This window comes from Demequina soli, assembly GCF_000971195.1.
Lineage (GTDB): Bacteria > Actinomycetota > Actinomycetes > Actinomycetales > Demequinaceae > Demequina > Demequina soli.
Window position 1 is genome coordinate 655,988 of record NZ_BBLZ01000002.1, and the last position, 17,778, is coordinate 673,765.

Genomic DNA, 17,778 nt, shown 5'->3' on the forward strand with positions numbered 1-17,778 from the left:
ATCACCTCAAGATTCGATCAAGGTGCGCGGGCGCCTCGATGGCGGCGCGGAGCGCGACCTCGCGCGGCGCATCGTCCCTGGTGAAGGCGCGTTATGCGCGCCGGCGGGACCAAAGTGGCCTCAGATGCTTTGCGGATAGGGAATGATTTTCCGGTGACAATCGCGCAGGACATCGAACCCCGTACGTACTTCCGCACCCTCGAGTCGGCACTCGCCGACTTCCGTCCCCCGGCCGAGAACGTCGAGATGATCCTCGACGCCGTCCGCGGGCTGAGCTACGAGCACGTCTACATCCCCGAGTCGCGTGCCTTCATCGCGCTCGAGCCCGCAGGCGCCGCGCGCCCCGTCGCGTTCATCGCGCACGGCTACGTCGCCGTGCACCCCGAGGAGGGCGAGAACTACTGGGTCGAGCTGCCGGCGCATCAGGCCGCCGCCAAGGGCTTCGCCGCCGTCGCCAAGCCCGTCGAGGAGATCATCCCGACCTGCGCGACGTGCTTCACCAACCTGCCGTCGACGGGCCTGTGCGACTACTGCGACTGACCCTCTGATCTCCGGCCCGGATGGGCCACCACGCGACCCCGGTGCCTCCTCGCACCGGGGTCGCGTGCCGTCAGGCGTCGCGGCGCGCGCGCCTGAGGAGTGCGACGCCCCACCACGCGCACCACGCCGGCCACAGCGCGAGCGCGCCCAGCCCGCCCGCGAGCAACGCGACCGAGGCGGGCCACGGGGCCGCGCCGTCGAGGCCGACGCCCGCGACGTAGGGGTCCGCGCCGCTGAGCGCGAACGGCAGGCCCAGGATCCCGAGCGCCACGACCAGCGCGGTGACCCGGCCGACGACCCCGTGCGCGGGGGACGCGGGGGCGAAGGGCCGCCGCGCATCGTCCACCGCCGATGCGCGCCACATCCACGGTGCCGCCAGCGACCACCCGACCCCGCCGACCACGCCGGCGGCGAACCAGTCGGTGGTCGCGGTGAGGATGAGCAGCGAGCCCTTGACGGCCACGGCGCACCCGGCCACCGCCAGCGCGGTGAGCGTCAGGCCGACGCGTGGCACCGGTCGGCCGCCGGTGACCGCCACGGTCACGACGAGGGCCGCGGTGAGGACGCCGAGCAGCAGGGCGGACGCGTCGGACCAGTGCCCCAGGGGCGAGGTCCTGTCGGCGTAGTAGCCGCCGACGAACGCCATCTGCGCGATCCCGGCCACCGCGATCGCCAGCGCGAGGAGCGCGACGCCACGAGTCGTGGCCGCGGACGCCGACGCCGCCTCAGAGGACGTCATAGTCGAGCGTGAGCCTCCCGCCGGGGAAGGTCTCGACCTCGGTCAGGCGCAGCGTGCGCGGGTGGCGCAGGCCGGGCGTCGCGGTGCGGCCCTCCCCGATGAGCACGGGGACGATGCGCAGCCGCACCCGGTCGACCAGCTCCGCCTGGAGCAGCGCCCCGGCGAGCTGCAGGCTGCCCCACACGATGATGTCGCCGCGATAGCGCTGCTTCAGCCTCCGCACCGAGTCGCGCGGCTCACCCGTCTCCACCGTGGCCGAGGCGTAGTCGCCCCACGGCGCACGGCTGAGGGTGTTGCTCACCACGTGCTTGGGGGTCCGGTTGATGAAGTCCGCGATCGGGTCCTCGTCGACGGTCATGCCCGGCCAGTAGGCCTCGAACAACCGGTACGTGGTGCGGCCCAGCAGGATCGCGTCGACTCCCTCGAGCATCGTGGTCTGCCCGGGGTCCGGCACGTGGGCGCCGGGCGGGATGCGCATGAAGTCGAGCTCGCCGTCGCGACCGGCGGCGAACCCGTCGACGGACACGATCTGCTCGATGATGAGACGGCCCATACCGCCACAGTAGGGCGGTTCCCTGGCGTCGCGCAGGCTTGGTGCGTACGATCGCGAGCATGGGCACGAAGCTGGCCGCTACCTGGGGGATCATCCTGGTCCTCGCGGTGGGCGCGGGCGTGCTGGCCTACGTCGCGCTGAAGCCCGATCACAGGCGCGGGACGCAGCAGATCATGCAGGTCGAGGTGCTCGACCCGACAACGCTGCGCGTGATGTCGCCGTCGTGCAACGGCGACCCCGAGGTGACGGTCACGGAGGACGGAGAGCTGAACCGGGTGTACCTGTCGCTCGTGGCGACGGTCTACGAGACCGGGCCGATGTGCGCCGACATGGTCGACGTCACGCTCGAGAAGCCGCTCGGGGACAGGCTGGTGGTCGACGCGAAGGGCAACGTGCTCCCCAACGTGGTCGGGGGTTAGACATCTCGGGCGCTGTTGTTGTGCAGGGCCGTCGGCGCCGGGGGCTCGACGCCAGAGCTTGACTGTCGGACCTCAGTCGTAACGTGCCTGGTGTGTCGGCAGATCGCCGTTCACCGCTAGCGCAAGGAGTTCCGATGAAGGTATACGCCTACCACTCGACCAATCCGTCCGACCCCGACGTCTACCATGATCACAGCACGTGCGTGTCTGGCAGCCAGATCCCTCAGCGGAACCGTGCCAGCGGCACCGGTGGCTACCGCAGGTGTGAGCACTGCATCCGGCTCGGGTAAGAACGCCATCTCGTTGCCACGCCTCGCAGCCGCGAGGCGTGGCAACGAGATGGTCATTCGGCGGCATGCGGGCGCCGCGCCCGGACCGTCGCGACGATCGTCGCTGCCACCTGCGCCGGGTCCTCGTGCTCCCAGAAGCGCATCACGAGCCAGCCGGCCTCCGTGAGCGTGGCCGTGGTCTCGGCGTCGCGCTCGCGGTTGCGCTGCAACTTGGGGAGCCAGTAGTCGCCGTTCACTCGCGGGCTCGTTGCGTGAAAGGGGCACGAATGCCAGAAGCAGCCGTCGATGAAGACAGCCACCCTGGATGGTCGAAAGAGCAGGTCTGCCGTGCGGCGGACGCCCTTGATCGGGGTCGCGGCGACGCGGTAGCGCAGGCCCGACGCGTGGACCAGGTGCCGGACCGCGAGCTCGGGCTTGGTGTCGCGCATCTTGTTGCCATGCATCGAGCGCGCGACGCCGGGGGAGGAGGCCCAGGAAAGCCTCTGGCTGGGCATTTGCATTCGTCCAATCGAGATGCGCGTAGTCCCCCGCGCCCGCGTTGCTGTAGCTCTCAGTATCGGCCCGTCCCGGACGTGGCGTGCCCTCTGCAGACCATGCTTACCGCTAGCCTCGATGAGAAGTGCGGGCGGAGACTAGGACGTCGTCCGAACAGCGATCTGAGGGGATGCTGGCTGATGCAGTACGCGAGCGCCGCGAACAAGGCGGAGGCCGTTGCGCGCATGTACTACCTGGGAGGGGCTCCCGTCGAGCCTCTTGGTCCGGGTGCCAAGGAGAAGCGTTCGGCTCTCGAGGCGCTTGCGGGCGCGATCGGTCTCGACGTCACCGCCATTCCCGGCAAGGCGGAGTGTGGCCGCCGCCTCGCGCAGGCCGTGCGCGTAGCGTGGGATGACGACTGCCACAGCACTGGCGGCACCATCACGTTGCTCGGGCTCAATCGCCTCGTCGACGGTGTGGTCGAGGCCCTGGTTGCACGGGACATCGCGCGCGAAGAACAACTTGTCAATGAGCTGATGAGCCTGGCGCCTGCGCCCGGCCCTCACGTACCAGGCCCGGAAAGGCTGAGCATGGAAGAGATCTCGTCGGAGGCGAAGCAGAACATCGCCGAGCTGATCGCGAGCCTGTCGGCAGCGGGTACCGCGCCCGCCGGAGTCTCGTTCGTCGCGACGGAGATCGCCGCGGACGCCGTGCGGTTCGACGACGGCTCATGGCGAGAGCACCTCGCCTCTGTTCAGGACTGGCTTGCGTTCGACAGCGACCTCGATGTCATGTCCGCCGAGGGATTCGACATCAGCCTGGTTGCGTTGCTCGGGCTGTCGGGCACTGACGCCGACGCCACGGCTGTCGCGGCGCGGCTCACGGGGCGTCTCGAGAAGGCTGTCGAACTTCGCGCGCAGTTCGATGAGCGACTCGAAGGCGAGGCCGAGGGGGGCGTCACACTGGGATCAGCCTCACAGGAGTGGTCTGAAGCGTGGGCCGAGATCAAGGATGACGAGACGAGCGAGGGCTCGGGACCGATCCGTGCGATCGCCGATACCTGGCCCATCAACCAGTTCGTACGTCTTGCGAACTACGAAGAGCTTGAGCTCAGCCCCTCGTACCAGCGAGCAGATGTTTGGCCCACCGGCGACGCGCAGCTGCTCATCGAGTCCGTGCTCCGCGGGATCCCGCTCCCGTCGATCATCCTGCTTCAGCAGAGCGACGACGACGGTACGCGCTATGAGGCAGTCGACGGCAAACAGCGCCTCACGTCGATCTTGAGGTTCACGGGCAACCACCCGACCGCGCTCGCGCACGTGCGTGCGAAGGCGGAGCAATGGGGTGAGTCAAGCCTCGAGGTCCTTTTCCGGAGGGACTACCCGGCGTTCAAGAAGTTGTGGAAGCAGCACGAGCCGGACAGTCTCACCGCCCAGGTTGAACGCAATCTGTACTTTCCGTTCGCACTTCGCAAGGGCGACGTGAAGCCGTTGAGCGGAGATCTTGCACCATTGCGCGGCAAGTACTACTCGGAGATCCGGGAGGAGAAGATCACCGTCGTTGGCCAGAAGCGGCGGGTCGAGGCGCTGTTCGAGGAGCAGACCAACTACAAGCTCCCCGTGATCGTCTACGAGGAGGTCACCCCCGCTCAGGTGCACGAGGTGTTCAGCCTCTACAACAAGCAGGGCAAGCACCTCAATGCCGAGGAGATCCGCAACGCGCGCTATCACCAGCTGCCGCTCATGCGAGGTCTGCTCGCCACGGCGGGCGACGCTGGCGATGTGAACATCGTCGCGCCCTTCCTCGCCCACGAGTGGGACGACCTCAGCTCGACGGCTGAGACGCTGGACGGCTACGGCTTCGGCAAGGCGGGCTACAAGAGGACGAAGCTGCTCTCGTGGGTCGCGGCGGCGCTCTTGGCCGATGATGGTGGCCCGACCACGCGCTCGACCGCGGCGCATATCAATCTGCTGTTCGACACTGTGCGCGAAGAGAAGAGCAACAAGCTCAACGACGAGGCTGTCGTCCTGGATGCGATGCTTCTCCTTGACCACGCGGTCGACGCGCACGCGGTGACCTCGGACGAGTCCTGGGCGCCTGCGTTCAAGGCGCAAGGCAAGTGGCAGGAACTGCAGCTGGTTGGCACGTTGATCGGGTTCGCGGCGGTAAGGGCGGTTCTCGAAGACGCGATCGAGGACAGGCTTCCGCAGGTGGAGGAACGTATCCGTGAAGCGAGCGCTTCGAAGGCGTGGCAACGTCCGGTGAAGACGCAGTCTCGAGAGCAGTGGATGCACACGGCGCGTGTGGTTGCTTCGTTGCTCGAGGTCTTTGACGTCGAGCCTCGGACGGCCCATGCGGCGCTCAGCGATCGGTTCGGGCAGTCGGGCCTGCTCAACCTCTTGTCGCTCGCCGAGCTTCCTTACTGATGGTCGATGCAGCCGGTGGGGACGGCTTGGGCACGGTGGAGATCATCAAGTCCAAGCCGCACACATGGTGGTCGGCATACGCCGATGTCCTCGCGTCCTCCGGAATCGGGCCGACAAGTCGTTCCGTGATCGAGGCGGACGCGCGCTACATCGTCGAGAAGGGGATCTTCGGCGCGGGGGAACCAGGATCCGCGGCGTGGGGTGAATGTCGGCAGCGCTCCGGAGTCGTGATGGGCGCGGTGCAGTCGGGCAAGACGGCATCCATGATGGCGGTCGCGGCGCTCGCGCTGGATAGCGGCGTCGACGGCATCGTCGTGCTCGCGGGGACTCGGCGGTCGCTTTGGCTCCAGACGCTGGAGCGATTCATCGCGCAGATCGACGTGCTTCCGAATCGGATGTCTCGCCGCGATCTCATGCCGTCACCGAGCGTCTTGGACCCTGGCGCGACGATCCCGCCTCCCGCGGGACTCTATGTGCTGCAACGACCACGCGCCAAGGCGTCCTTGAAGGTCAAGCGCCCGATCATCGCGGTCGCGATGAAGAACGTCGCGCACCTCGAACAGGTCGCACGCATCATGCGCGGTGCGATCGCTCCCGAGGTCGCAGGTAGTGACCGGAATTTCCATCTGCTCGTGATAGATGATGAGGCCGACGACTCGTCGATCGACAACCTGTTGCAGGAGCCGGGAGGCGAGGCGTTGACGATGGAGGTCAAGCAGGTCCCGCGTCGGATCCTCGACCTCTGGGAACCGCGCAGCACGCCGGGCGAGACGTTCAACGACAAGTTCTTCGCCACGTACGTCGCGTACACCGCGACGCCTCAGGCGAACTTCCTCCAGGACCAGGAGAATCCTCTCGCGCCTCGCGACTTCGTTATCGGCCTGCGGGGACCAGGGAGCGCTGGCACGATGACGCCACGCACAAGCACGTACAAGGTGCCGGAGGGGCTCAACGCCTTCTATACCGGTGGGGACGTCTACTACCGCGCACTCGATGCAGTTCCCATGTGCGTCCCCAGCGGCGACAGCGATGCGGAGCTCGTCGACGGTGTGCGCGCGTTCCTTGTCGCGTCCGCGATCCGCTACGCCAGGCAGCAGGGACGGCTCTCGCCTGCTGCCGCGCGGGACATGGAATTCGAGACCGTCGAGGATGCGCGCGACGCGCTGCCCGCGGTCGCGACGATGCTTGTCAACCCGGCATCCGCGATGGGCGAGCACTTCGAGGTGGCCGGACGCATCTATGCATGGGCGGCTGGCATGGGACCTGGTTCCACCGCTGACTTCGCGTCGCTCGCCGATCGCAATCTGCGTAGCGAAGGCATCGCGGCGGATATGGACGACCGACCCGAGGAGTGGATCCGCTGGCTTGAGGAGTACGCCCGTTCGGCGGCTGCGGTCTCTGCTGAGTTCGGCGTCGGTGCGCGGCACGTACCCGGCACTACCGACTGGGAGGTGGTGCGCCGGTCCATCTTGAATGACATCGTTCCTGCTACGACAATCGCGGTGATCAACAGCGACGAGAACGCTGACGACCGTCCTGAATTCGGGATCGCCGCGACCGCCGGCGGCTACAAGGCGCCGGCGAACCAGTCGACGATCTTCGTCTCCGGCAACGTGATGTCGCGTGGACTCACCCTGGACGGGTTGCTGACCACCGTGTTCACCCGCTCTGCCCAGAATCCATTGGCCGACACCCAGATGCAGATGCAGAGGTGGTTCGGCTACCGCGGCAGCTATATCGACCTGTGTCGCATCTTCATGCGTGCCGAGCAGATCGAGCTATTTAAGCAGTTCCATGAGAACGATGAAGTCCTGCGATCTGACATCCTCCGAGCAATGGACGAGGGCGGCCGCCCCCCCAGCCCGGCGATCCTCCAAGGACGCAACTTCTTGGCGACGGGCAAGATCGCAAATGTCCGGGGTGTGAGCCTCTCTCCGGGACAGCGACCGTTCTTCACATACGTGAATGCCTCGCGCGACGATTCGCCTAATCGGGAGCTCGTAGCCGAGCTCCTGTCCGAGCCGTCGATTCTCGTGGGTGAGCCAGCTGCGCCGCGCGGTGCGGTGCTCGAGCGGCGCTTCTCACTCGGCGCGACCGCTGAACTCCTTGATCGGCTGATCTACCACGGACACGGCGCCGATCGCGAGGGCTTCCAGGCAAGCCGATGGGCGTCCGTCGCTCGAGTAGCAGGGATCCCCGTTGGCGACTCGCGGATGCCTCTGTTCCGGGGGCCAACAGTCGACGATGGCTACCTCGATGTCCAGGCTTCGCCCTACGCCGTGGCTGCCTATCTGCGCTACTGGGAAGCGTGCCTGAATCGTGCAGTTCCGGGGTTGTTCACGACCGACGAACCGCCGCGGCTCTGGAGGTTGCTCGATGCGCCGGCACGCGCGATGCGCAATGTCGAGTTCTCCGTTGGTGTCAGGTTCGGGCCCGGTCCCATCGTGGAGACCGGGCCGCTATCGCAGTTGCCGTTCGCGGTCGGGACGATGCAGCGCGCGGTGTCTGAACGGCGCCTTGATCCCGCTTGGGGGTCCCAGAACGGGCCGCGAGGCGACGATTTCTTCGACTACGAGGCTCGTAGCGAGGTCCCCATGGCAAATGTTGATCGAAGCAGACCGGCGGGCGCCGACGGCCTGGTGCTCTTTCACGTGATCGAGCGCCCAGGCGAAGAGCCGACGATCGCTGTCGCCTACTCGATCCCCCGAGGCGGCCCTGACTTCGTTCAGGCGAGGAGGCGAGATGTCGACTGACGATTTGCTGGGGTTCGACCTTGCCCCGGAGTACGAGCTGCTTCGGCAGAAGGTCGTCGCACTTCCGAGTGCCGCGGGCCCAGACGCGCGGACGCTCATCTGGGCTGCACCCGGTGGCGCTGTGGGAGTCGCTCGAGACGACTCTGGGCGGCTTGAGGTGTTCATCGCGGGGGCCCCGCTGCCAGCGGCCAACAGCGTTGTTCGTGAAGCGCTCTCTCACGACGAGTGGACCACGGGTGGTGGTGCCGTCCTGCACGCATCGCGCTTGCTGCTGCCAGCGGCGCCGCACTTCGATCAGGTGGCGGCATTCATTTGCGCGGAACTGCTGAACAACGGGATCGCGGACCATCGTGACGCCGCATTCGCCCGGACTGAGCCAATCATCGCCCTCGCGCTACAACGCGCGCGTGTGGGGAATCAGTTCCTGGTAGGCCTCGCCGGCGAGCTGCTGTTTCTGCGTGCGATGATCGCGCAGGCTCCTCAGTCCGCGGCGGCGATAGTGGGGGCTTGGAAGGGATCGGGTCACACGAGCCGAGACTTTCAGGTCGGTCCCGTCGGAGTCGAGTCGAAGACAACGGCCGCGTCGGTTGCGAAGCACCACATACAAGGGCTCCACCAGATCGAGCTCGGCATCTCCGTGGATGACCAACCCGAGTCCGGCCTGTACCTGATGAGCATCGGCATGACCTGGCTCGACTCGGGGGTTACCTACGGAGACTCGTTGGCGACGCTCGTCGAGCACATCAGCGCCGCAATTTCGGACGATGCGGTGCGGGGCTCGTTCATCGAGGCGCTGGAGTCCTACGGGCAGGCCGCAGGGGGCTCCACCGCCGCGCAGAACGTGCAGGAGTCGGCCCACTTCATGCGCCGCTTCTCCACGACGTTCGAGCGGCTCTACGACATGACGGATCCGTTGATCAGCCTGCCTTCGACCGAGGATCTTGAGGTGTACGAGAACTTGGATGTCGATTCGCTCTCGTTCCGCATCACCCTGCCCGAGCAGGTGAACGGGGATCTGAACCCGACCGTTGGGTTGCCCGATGCTGCGCGGCGAGTCTTGACGGAGGCCGGGTTCCTTCCGAGTTGAACTCAGCCGCGCGCCGCAGCCGTCGCTCGCAGCGAGCTCGGCGGCGACGCGGGTGCGCCGAGCACCGCACGCACAAGGGTGTCCGGCAGATCCTCTTTGTTCGCCTCGACGTGGGTGCGGAAGACGTGCCACGCGGCGCCCACGGCTACGCCGTTGCCGACCTGCTTGTACGACGCCTTGTCGGGCTGCGTATGGAAGGTGAAGTCCAGTGGCAGCCCCTGGAGCCTCGCGGCTTCATGTGGTGTAAGCCGGCGTCGACGCGGACCGTAGATCGAGGTTTGCGTGATCGCGACGAGCGCCGGCAGGTAGGTCGGTGGCTTCGCGCGGATCCCCGACGGACGGAACTGCATCAAGGTGTCCCACAGAGATCCGAGGTCCTGTGCCTGCCACTCCAGCTTGCGGCGCGTTGCAGGGAATCCCTCGAATTCCGGGTGGTCCTCGAACCACTCGTCGATCAGGGTTCTGTGTGCGTCATAGAAACGGGCGTTCTTCACGAGGAAGTCGCGCTTCCACGAGGGCAGCAGGTCGAGGAGCTTCTCGTTGAGGTCGGCCTCGGGGACCCAATGGTCGGCCCAGAGCGGGAAGCCCGGAAGCTTCTGGCCAGTGGCAGTCCTATGGCGCTTCACCAGGTCGTCCCAGGCATTTACCCACGCCTTCTCCTCGTCGGTGAGGGTGTAGGCGTCCAAACGATCGATGGTTGCGTCGTCGTCGAGAACCCATTCGGTGTCCCATCGGTCGGGCGACCAGCCATCGACAGGCTCGCGGAGCACCAGCGGCTCGATCTCAATCCCGGCAGCGAGCTCCTCCGCGACGCGCTCGGGCCCGATGTACGTGCCCAGGATGAACACGCGATCGCGCACCTGCGGGGTGCCGCCCATCTCGGGCGGCAGCAGGTGGGGTGAGAACACCGTCGGCTTGTCCGAGACGCGGTATCCGTTCTCGCGCAAGGTGCGGATGATGACGTCCCACTCGTGACGGTGCCGCGGCCCGGCGATGTTGCGCACGTTCTCGAGCAGCACGACCGCCGGGCGGCGTGTCTCGAGGATCCGTGCGATGTTCCAGAAGAGGGTGCCGCGCGCCTCGTCCATGCCGCGCTGCATGCCTGACTTCGAGAAAGGTTGGCACGGGAAGCCTGCGGCGAGAACCTCGTGCGCCGGCACGGTGACCTCGCCGAACTCCGGTGTGGCGAGGGTGATGTCGGTGTTGATCTCAGGGCGATCAGGCTCAGGAAGCGGGTCCACCCAGTTCTTCGTGTATGTCTCTCTAGCGGCGCGATCGATCTCAGACACGTACACGCACCGACCGCCCGCGTGCTCGAGCATCGCGTGGAAGCCGCCGATGCCCGCGAAGAGGTCCACGTAGCTGAAGGCGGGTTCGGGGGCGGACTGCATGCCCGCAAGCTTAGCTGATCGCGAGCGCTCGGATCGTTGGGTTCGGAGGCGTTGGCCGGCCACGTTTCCTTCGAGGATCGTGATGCTCATGGGTGCCATCGCATCACCGGGGTCAGACATCGGTCGCAAGCAGGGCAAGGTCTCCCACTCGGCAGAGGACTGGTAGGTGCCGCATCGTCCGGACCCGGCGAAGAAGCCCCAGGTAGACCGCCCCCGGAATACCCGGCTCCCGCGTGGAGTTCCGCCCCTATGACGACAATCGGGATCATCGGCGCAGGCCGCATCGGCTCCAACGTCGCCCGCGCGGCCATCCGCGCCGGCTACGACGTTCTCATCTCCAACTCCCGCGGACCCGCGACCCTCGCGGATCTGGTCGAGGAGCTCGGACCCCACGCCACCGCGGTCACCGCGGAGGACGCGGCCAAGGGCGCGCACATGGTGCTCGTCGCCGTCCCGCTCGAGAAGATCCGCGAGTTGCCGCGCCGCGCGCTCGCGCACAAGATCGTCATCGACGCCAACAACTACTACCCGCAGCGCGACGGCCGCATCCAGGCCCTCGACGCGAACCTCAGCACCACCTCGGAGCTGCTCCAGGACCTGATCCCTGACGCGATCGTGGTGAAGGCGTTCAACAACATCTTCGCCGCCGAGATCCCGCAGGACGGCAAGCCGGCGGGCGCCTCCAACCGCCGCGCGCTCCCGATCGCCGGGGACGACTCATCGGCCAAGCATATGGTCTCGTCCTTCCTCGACGTGCTCGGCTACGACGTGGTCGACGTCGGCCCGCTTTCCGAGTCCTGGCGCGTCGAGCGCGGCACCCCCGCGTACACCAAGCGCACCACCAAGCGCGAGCTCGAGTTCATCCTCCCCACCGTGGAGCGCGTCCAGCAGGTGTAGATCCTTCCCGCGGACGATGCGCGCGCCCGGCCACCCTCCTACGATCAGGGGAGATAGCAGGGGGGTAGGCGATGATCGCAGGCCAGCAGCCGTCGGCGCACCAGGGCGTCGGGCCGCAGGATCCGTTGCTCACCGGTGTGACCAAGCACGGAGAGGGTGCCGATCCGATCAAGCCCGTGAACCGCCCGTGGATCGCGCTCGTCGGCATCGTCGTCGTCGCCATCGCGGCGGTGCTGTGGTGGCGCGTGGCGACCAATGCCGACGACACCGCGGCGCGCGAGGCCGCGGCCGCGCAGGGCATCACCGTCGTCGAGCCCGTCGTCGGCGCCGTCACCGTCACAGAGACCGACGACGGCTTCAGCATCTGGGTCGACCCCTACGCGGAGGGACGCAGCGTGCTCGGCGGCACGGGCTTCGACCTGGTGCCCACGGACCTCCGGCCCACGCTCGGTGACGGGTGGAACGACTTCCACTGGTCGCCGGACTCGGAGGCGTTCCTCACGTACGAGCCCCTGGCCACGCTGGTCGTGATCACACCCGACCATGCCTGGCAGATCACCCCCGCCGACGCCGCGATCAGCATCGACCCGACGCAGGCCCGTCAGGCCTTCACCACCCTGCGCTCCGCGATCGACCTGGGCTGATCCCCGGGACCACGGTCCCGGCTCGGGCCGTCCCGCCGGCGCGACACTTCAAGAGTGATCGGTTCAAGACTTCCTGAACAGTTCGCCGCGGACGCCGCGCTGCTGTCCGCCGTCGCCGACCCCATCCGCCTCCATATCGTCGACCAGCTCGCCGCGCGCCCGTCGTGCGTGTGCAACCTCGTCACCGAGCCCGAGATCCCCGCGAACCTGCTCAGCTACCACCTCAAGGTGCTGCGCGACGCGGGCCTGATCGAGGGCACCCGCCGCGGCCGGTGGATCGACTACGCGCTCGCGGACGATGCGCTCGCCCGCCTCCGCGCGGCCCTCCCCGCACCCCTCGCGACCCTGGCGCTCACGAGCGCGCGATGACCGCCGCATCGTCCGCCGTCACCCGCCGCGCGGGGATGCGGCGCTGGGCTCTCGTCGCGGCCGCGGCCGTCGCGTGGTGGGCGCTGTACGCCGTGAACGGGCCGTTCTGGGACTGGCTTCTCGGCGACGTCGTGGGGCTCGACCTCGACTCGCGCGCCGGGGGAGCGGTCCGCTTCTTCCTCTACGACTCCGTCAAGATCCTGCTGCTGCTCACCGGGATCATCTTCGTCGTCACCGTGCTCCGCTCCTTCATGAGCGTCGAGCGCACCCGCGCGCTGCTCGGCGGCAGGCGCGAGGGCGTGGGCAACGTCCTCGCCGCGGGCCTCGGCGTGGTCACGCCGTTCTGCTCGTGCTCGGCGGTGCCGGCCTTCATCGGCTTCGTCGCCGCCGGCGTGCCGCTCGGAGTCACCATGAGCTTCCTCATCGCCAGCCCGCTGGTCAACGAGGTCGCGATCGCCCTGCTCCTGGGCCTGTTCGGGATCGGCCCCACGCTGCTGTACGTGGGCGCGGGCCTCACCATCGCGATCGTCGCGGGCTGGGTCATCGGCCGCCTCAGGCTCGAGCGCTACGTCGAGCCCTTCGTGTTCGAGACCAAGCTCCGCGGCAAGCCCCTCGACCCCGCGTACGGGCTCACGTGGGACGACCGCCTCCGCATGGGCATCGAGGAGGTCGGCGCGATCCTGCGCAAGATCTGGCCGTACCTGCTCGTCGGCATCGGCCTCGGCGCCGTGATCCACGGCTGGGTCCCCGCCGAGTGGTTCGCCCAGCACGCGAGCGCCGACAACCCGCTCGGCGTCCTCGTCGCGGTCGGCCTCGGCGTCCCGCTGTACTCGAACGCCGCCGGCATCCTCCCGCTCGTCGACGTCCTGTTCGCCAAGGGCGTCCCCATGGGCACGCTGCTCGCCTTCATGATGGCGACCGTCGCTCTCAGCCTGCCCGAGACCATCCTGCTCAAGCGGGTCCTCAAGCCCCGCCTCATCGCGATCTTCGTGGGCGTCGTCGCCCTCGGCATCGTCGCGGTGGGCTACCTGTTCAACGCCATCCTCTGAAAGAAGGGCACCGCCATGCACATCAAGATCCTCGGCCCCGGCTGCGCCAACTGCGCCAACCTCGAGCGTGCGACCCGCGAGGCCGTCGACGCCCTCGGCCTCGACGCCCAGGTGGAGAAGGTCACCGACTACGGCGAGATCGCCGCCTACGGCATCATGCGCACGCCCGGCCTCGTCGTCGACGAGGAGGTCGTGCTCGCGGGCCTCGTGCCCACCGCCGCGCGTGTCAAGGAGCTGCTCTCCGCGCGCGTGTAGCGGGACGATGCGCGGGTCGGGTGAACATCCGGTGTCGCCCCTTGCGCTCTGATGTGATGTCTGTCTAAATAGAAACATGTCGAATCAGCGTCAGCTCATCATCGTCGGGTCCGGCCCTGCGGGGTACACCGCCGCCATCTATGCCGCCCGGGCGGGCTTCAGCCCGCTGGTCGTGGCGGGCTCGATCACCGCTGGCGGTGCCCTGATGAACACGACGGAGGTGGAGAACTTCCCCGGCTTCGTCGAGGGCGTCCAGGGCCCCGAGCTCATGGAGACCCTGCAGGCGCAGGCCGAGCGGTTCGGCGCCGAGGTGCTCTTCGACGACGTCACCGCGATGAGCCTCGAGGGTCCCGTCAAGACCGTCACGACCGGCATGGGCAAGGAGTTCTCGGCGCACGCGGTCATCCTCGCGACGGGCTCCGCGTACCGCGAGCTGGGCCTGGAGGACGAGAAGCGCCTGTCGGGCAAGGGCGTGTCCTGGTGCGCGACGTGCGACGGGTTCTTCTTCCGCGACCAGACCGTCGTGGTGGTCGGCGGCGGCGACTCCGCCGTCGAGGAGGCCACGTTCCTCACCCGCTTCGCGTCCAAGGTGTACCTGGTGCACCGTCGCGACGAGCTGCGCGCCTCGAAGATCATGGCCGACCGGGCCGCCGCGGACCCGAAGATCGAGTTCGTGTGGAACTCCGAGGTCCTCGGCCTCGAGGGCGAGGCCAAGCTCTCGGGCGTGAAGGTGCGCAACCGCGTCACGGGCGAGGAGTCGACGCTGGCCGCGACGGGCCTGTTCGTCGCGATCGGCCACGAGCCCCGTTCGGAGCTGGTCAAGGGCGTGATCGACACCGACGACGCCGGCTACGTCCAGGTCATCGGCCGCACCACCGCGACCAACGTCGACGGCGTGTTCGCGTGCGGCGACCTCGTCGACAACCGTTACCGGCAGGCCATCACCGCCGCCGGGTCGGGCTGCGCCGCCGCCCTCGACGCCCAGCACCACCTCGACGGCCTCGCGGCCGCCATGCCCATCGACGACGCCGAGGTCGCGCTCGCCGGCGAGCCCGCCTGAGGATCCCCACGGAGGGAGAGGTCATGTCCACCGCCACCGCGCCGCACCCCGAGCACTCGAGCTGCGTCGCGACCAGCATCGAGGCGCACACGGTCGCGCCCGACAAGGCCGACCGCGCGGCGGCCGTCCTCAAGGCGTTCGCCGAGCCGCTGCGGCTGCGCATGATCGCCCTCATCGCCTCGGCTCCCGGCGGCGAGGCCTGCGTGTGCGACCTCAATGAGCTCGCCGATGTGAGCGGACCGACGGTCTCGCACCACCTCAAGACGCTCAAGGACGCCGGCCTGGTCGCCTCGGAGCGACGCGGCACGTGGGTCTACTACCGCGTGGCCGAGCCGTACGTGCCCGCCGTGCGCGCGTTGCTCGACGCGCTCGTGCCGGTCGCGGACGCGGCGCCCCGGCCCCACGCCGAGGGCCTCGAGCACGTGGACAAGGCGCTCGACCGGGTCTCCGCGGAACTGGCCGCCCTGTTCCCGGGCCTCGACGCGACGCTGGTCGCGCGCATCGTCCACGAGTCCTACGCCTCCCTCGCGCGCGGCGCGACCATCCGCGCCCACCTGGTGCCGCTGGCACGCCACTTCGCGCGCCAACGCCTCGAGGACCTGCGTAAGGTCGACGAGGTCGGCGTCGCGCACCCGCCGCAGGTGCTGTTCGTCTGCGTGCAGAACGCCGGCCGCTCCCAGATCGCCGCCGCGCTGCTGCACCGGTACGCGGGCGAGCGGGTGGTGGTCCGGTCGGCCGGCTCCATGCCCGCTGCGTCGGTGCACGACGCGGTGCGGCCCCACCTCGACGCGCTCGGCGGCGGCGAGGGGGCCTTCCCCAAGCCCCTCACCGACGACGCGGTGCGCGCCTCCGACGTCGTCATCACCATGGGCTGCGGCGACGTGTGCCCCTTCTACCCGGGCAAGCGCTACGAGGACTGGCAGGTGGGCGACCCCGCGCTCGCCTCCGCCGAGGGCGTGGCCGAGATCGTCGACGACATCGACGGCCGCGTCCGGGACCTGCTGTCCGAGATCCTTCCCGACCTCACCCTTCCCCCGACCCGAAAGGCATCCGCATGACCGACACCAAGCCCTCCGCCCTGTTCGTGTGCGTCCACAACGCCGGCCGCTCCCAGATGGCCGCAGGCTACCTGCGCCACCTCTCGGGCGGCGCCGTCGAGGTCCGCTCGGCGGGCTCCATGCCGGCCGACCAGATCAACCCCGTCGCGGTCGAGGCGATGCTCGAGGACGGCATCGACATCCGTGAGGAGCGCCCCAAGGTGCTCACCACGGACGCCGTCGAGGCCTCCGACGTGGTCATCACCATGGGCTGCGGCGACGTGTGCCCGTACTTCCCGGGCAAGCGCTACGAGGACTGGAAGCTCGAGGACCCGGCCGGCCAGGGCATCGACTCCGTCCGCCCCATCCGCGACGAGATCCGCGGCCGCATCCTCACCCTGCTCGACGAGCTGGGCGTGGCGCCCGTCGCCTGACCGCGCGGCGGGGCGGGCGTGACACGCCTTGCCCCGCCCGCTCCGGCGGTGGGAAGATGAACAAAAGGTAAACGCGACGGGCTTCGACCCGTCCGCCGGGACCTCCGCAACGGCGCGGAAGGGAGACCGCCATGACCATCACGCCGGCCAGCGGATTCGATCGTGAGCACGCCCACGAGCATGTCGACCGGGCCCTCGACGACGCCGTGACCCACCTGCAGGAGCACTTCCTGGAGTTCGACCGCACGCTGATCCAGCGCATCGTCCGCGAGTCCTACGACGCGCTCAAGGATGGCGCCATGGTGCACCAGCACCTCGTCACGCTCGCCGAGCATCGCGCCTGGCTGCGCCTCGACGCGATGCGCTCGCCGCACATGTGACGACACCCCGGCTGCGCCCAGGGTCCCTGGTCCGGACCCCCATGCTGGCCTAGGGTCGAGGCATGTCGATCGACTGGTCGTTCCTGGTCCCCGGCCTGATCGTCGCGCTGTTCGCCGGCGCGGCGGTGGGAGGCTTCCTCGACCTGTCGCGCCGCGTCGAGGAGCGCCGCCACCGGCGCCGCCGCTTCCGTGAGGAGGCGCCGGTCGCGCTGTCGAGCGCCCACGACCTGCTCATCCCGCCGCTGCCCAAGGACCCCACCTCGCTCGTCCCGCCGGACGAGCTCACGCGCGGCCTGCGCGAGCAGGTGGTCCGCCTCCAGGGCGGCACCTCGAGGCAGCGCTCGGCGGTCCCGGCCACCGACATGCTGCTCGAGATCAGCCGCGCGCTCGAGGACATGACCGTCCGCGGCCGCGCGCTCGACCTGCGCATCGACACGGTCATGGCCGAGACTCCGCAGACGCTCGAGCACAAGCTCGTGGTCAAGCTCGTGCGCCAGGCGGTCCTCAAGGACCCCCGGCCCGCCGACGTCATCCCGAGCATCGACAACCCCGAGGCGCATGCCGCCATGACGGGGGACGATGCGCTGGTCGCCGAGATCGTCCGCTTCCGCCGCGCACAGCAGCTGCTGCACGACGCGCGCGATGCCTTCGTCGACCACTGGTGGACCGTGCGGGACCTGCGGCTCGGCGCCGCGACCCGGCTCGCGACCGCGCGTCACGAGGGCGGCGACGCCGGCAAGAGCGCCGCCAAGGCGATCGAGCGCGACATGCAGGCCGAGATCGAGGCGGACTTCGCGCGCAACTGGGCCCGCATCGACCACGAGATCCCGCTCGCCGACCTCGCCGAGGCCACCGCCGCCAACGTCACCCCCGTCGCGCAGCGCGAGGTCGCGCCGGCGCCCGAGGCGCCGGGCTCCGCCGCCCGCCCGGGGCGCACCCAGCTCTGATCCCTGCCGCCGTCCGGCGGGCGGTGCGATCCTG

General features: G+C 68.7%; 19 protein-coding genes. 15 read left to right on the forward strand and 4 right to left on the reverse strand.

Features of this window, described 5'->3' with window-relative positions; all coding sequences use genetic code 11:
- The first annotated feature begins 153 nt into the window (after nt 1-153).
- A complete protein-coding gene (locus AOM04_RS06425; protein WP_062463892.1) occupies nt 154-540 on the forward strand; it encodes a hypothetical protein in 387 nt (128 codons plus the stop codon).
- Between the two features lie 70 nt (nt 541-610).
- On the opposite strand, the gene AOM04_RS06430 is transcribed toward AOM04_RS06425, so the two are convergent.
- The gene (locus AOM04_RS06430) at nt 611-1,279 is read right to left on the reverse strand and encodes a hypothetical protein (protein WP_062463893.1); all 669 of its coding nucleotides are present in this window, start codon (nt 1,277-1,279) and stop codon (nt 611-613) included.
- Complete coding sequence (locus tag AOM04_RS06435; RefSeq protein ID WP_062463895.1) at nt 1,266-1,832, reverse strand: dihydrofolate reductase family protein; 567 nt, start codon at nt 1,830-1,832, stop codon at nt 1,266-1,268. The genes AOM04_RS06430 and AOM04_RS06435 overlap by 14 nt, the downstream gene beginning before the upstream one ends.
- Nucleotides 1,833-1,891: 59 nt before the next feature.
- Here AOM04_RS06435 and AOM04_RS06440 point away from each other — a divergent pair, with 59 nt between their 5' ends.
- Nucleotides 1,892-2,251, forward strand: coding sequence for a hypothetical protein (locus tag AOM04_RS06440; protein WP_062463897.1), 360 nt, complete (start codon nt 1,892-1,894; stop codon nt 2,249-2,251).
- A gap of 343 nt (nt 2,252-2,594) precedes the next feature.
- On the opposite strand, the gene AOM04_RS06445 is transcribed toward AOM04_RS06440, so the two are convergent.
- Nucleotides 2,595-3,035 carry a very short patch repair endonuclease gene (locus tag AOM04_RS06445; protein ID WP_228373638.1) on the reverse strand — a complete coding sequence of 147 codons (441 nt, stop codon included), beginning with the start codon at nt 3,033-3,035 and terminating at the stop codon, nt 2,595-2,597.
- Between the two features lie 180 nt (nt 3,036-3,215).
- Here AOM04_RS06445 and AOM04_RS06450 point away from each other — a divergent pair, with 180 nt between their 5' ends.
- The 3 genes from AOM04_RS06450 to AOM04_RS06460 are packed head-to-tail and all read left to right on the forward strand — an operon-like array spanning nt 3,216 to nt 9,281.
- Nucleotides 3,216-5,441, forward strand: a complete 2,226-nt coding sequence (locus AOM04_RS06450; protein ID WP_062463901.1) for a DUF262 domain-containing protein — start codon at nt 3,216-3,218, stop codon at nt 5,439-5,441.
- Entirely contained in the window at nt 5,441-8,194 is a 2,754-nt protein-coding gene (locus AOM04_RS06455) for a Z1 domain-containing protein (protein WP_062463903.1), read from the forward strand. Before AOM04_RS06450 ends, AOM04_RS06455 begins: the two co-directional genes overlap by 1 nt.
- A complete protein-coding gene (locus AOM04_RS06460; RefSeq protein WP_062463905.1) occupies nt 8,184-9,281 on the forward strand; it encodes a PD-(D/E)XK motif protein in 1,098 nt (365 codons plus the stop codon). Before AOM04_RS06455 ends, AOM04_RS06460 begins: the two co-directional genes overlap by 11 nt.
- Nucleotides 9,282-9,283: 2 nt before the next feature.
- On the opposite strand, the gene AOM04_RS06465 is transcribed toward AOM04_RS06460, so the two are convergent.
- Nucleotides 9,284-10,762 (reverse strand): DNA cytosine methyltransferase, encoded by a 1,479-nt coding sequence (locus AOM04_RS06465; RefSeq protein WP_228373639.1) that lies wholly within the window; start codon nt 10,760-10,762, stop codon nt 9,284-9,286.
- A 159-nt stretch (nt 10,763-10,921) separates the two neighbouring features.
- On the opposite strand from AOM04_RS06465, the gene AOM04_RS06470 reads away from it, so the two are divergent.
- The 10 genes from AOM04_RS06470 (at nt 10,922) to AOM04_RS06515 (ending at nt 17,744) form a co-directional block, all read left to right on the forward strand.
- On the forward strand, nt 10,922-11,569 hold the full coding sequence (locus AOM04_RS06470) for an NADPH-dependent F420 reductase (RefSeq protein ID WP_062463909.1): 648 nt from the start codon (nt 10,922-10,924) through the stop codon (nt 11,567-11,569).
- 71 nt (nt 11,570-11,640) lie between these two features.
- On the forward strand, nt 11,641-12,213 hold the full coding sequence (locus AOM04_RS06475) for a hypothetical protein (protein ID WP_062463911.1): 573 nt from the start codon (nt 11,641-11,643) through the stop codon (nt 12,211-12,213).
- Nucleotides 12,214-12,267: 54 nt separating this feature from the next.
- Nucleotides 12,268-12,582: an ArsR/SmtB family transcription factor gene (locus AOM04_RS06480; RefSeq protein ID WP_228373640.1), complete on the forward strand. Its 315-nt coding sequence runs from the start codon at nt 12,268-12,270 to the stop codon at nt 12,580-12,582.
- Nucleotides 12,579-13,631, forward strand: coding sequence for a permease (locus AOM04_RS06485; protein ID WP_062463913.1), 1,053 nt, complete (start codon nt 12,579-12,581; stop codon nt 13,629-13,631). The genes AOM04_RS06480 and AOM04_RS06485 overlap by 4 nt, the downstream gene beginning before the upstream one ends.
- 15 nt (nt 13,632-13,646) lie before the next feature.
- Nucleotides 13,647-13,886 (forward strand): thioredoxin family protein, encoded by a 240-nt coding sequence (locus tag AOM04_RS06490; protein WP_062463915.1) that lies wholly within the window; start codon nt 13,647-13,649, stop codon nt 13,884-13,886.
- 76 nt (nt 13,887-13,962) lie between these two features.
- Nucleotides 13,963-14,946, forward strand: coding sequence for a thioredoxin-disulfide reductase (trxB, locus tag AOM04_RS06495; protein ID WP_062463917.1), 984 nt, complete (start codon nt 13,963-13,965; stop codon nt 14,944-14,946).
- Between the two features lie 23 nt (nt 14,947-14,969).
- The gene (locus tag AOM04_RS06500; RefSeq protein WP_062463919.1) at nt 14,970-16,004 is read left to right on the forward strand and encodes a metalloregulator ArsR/SmtB family transcription factor; all 1,035 of its coding nucleotides are present in this window, start codon (nt 14,970-14,972) and stop codon (nt 16,002-16,004) included.
- On the forward strand, nt 16,001-16,417 hold the full coding sequence (locus tag AOM04_RS06505) for an arsenate reductase ArsC (RefSeq protein WP_062463921.1): 417 nt from the start codon (nt 16,001-16,003) through the stop codon (nt 16,415-16,417). The genes AOM04_RS06500 and AOM04_RS06505 overlap by 4 nt, the downstream gene beginning before the upstream one ends.
- A gap of 131 nt (nt 16,418-16,548) precedes the next feature.
- Nucleotides 16,549-16,797 (forward strand): three-helix bundle dimerization domain-containing protein, encoded by a 249-nt coding sequence (locus AOM04_RS06510; RefSeq protein ID WP_062463923.1) that lies wholly within the window; start codon nt 16,549-16,551, stop codon nt 16,795-16,797.
- Between the two features lie 62 nt (nt 16,798-16,859).
- On the forward strand, nt 16,860-17,744 hold the full coding sequence (locus AOM04_RS06515; protein ID WP_062463925.1) for a hypothetical protein: 885 nt from the start codon (nt 16,860-16,862) through the stop codon (nt 17,742-17,744).
- Nucleotides 17,745-17,778: the final 34 nt, after the last annotated feature.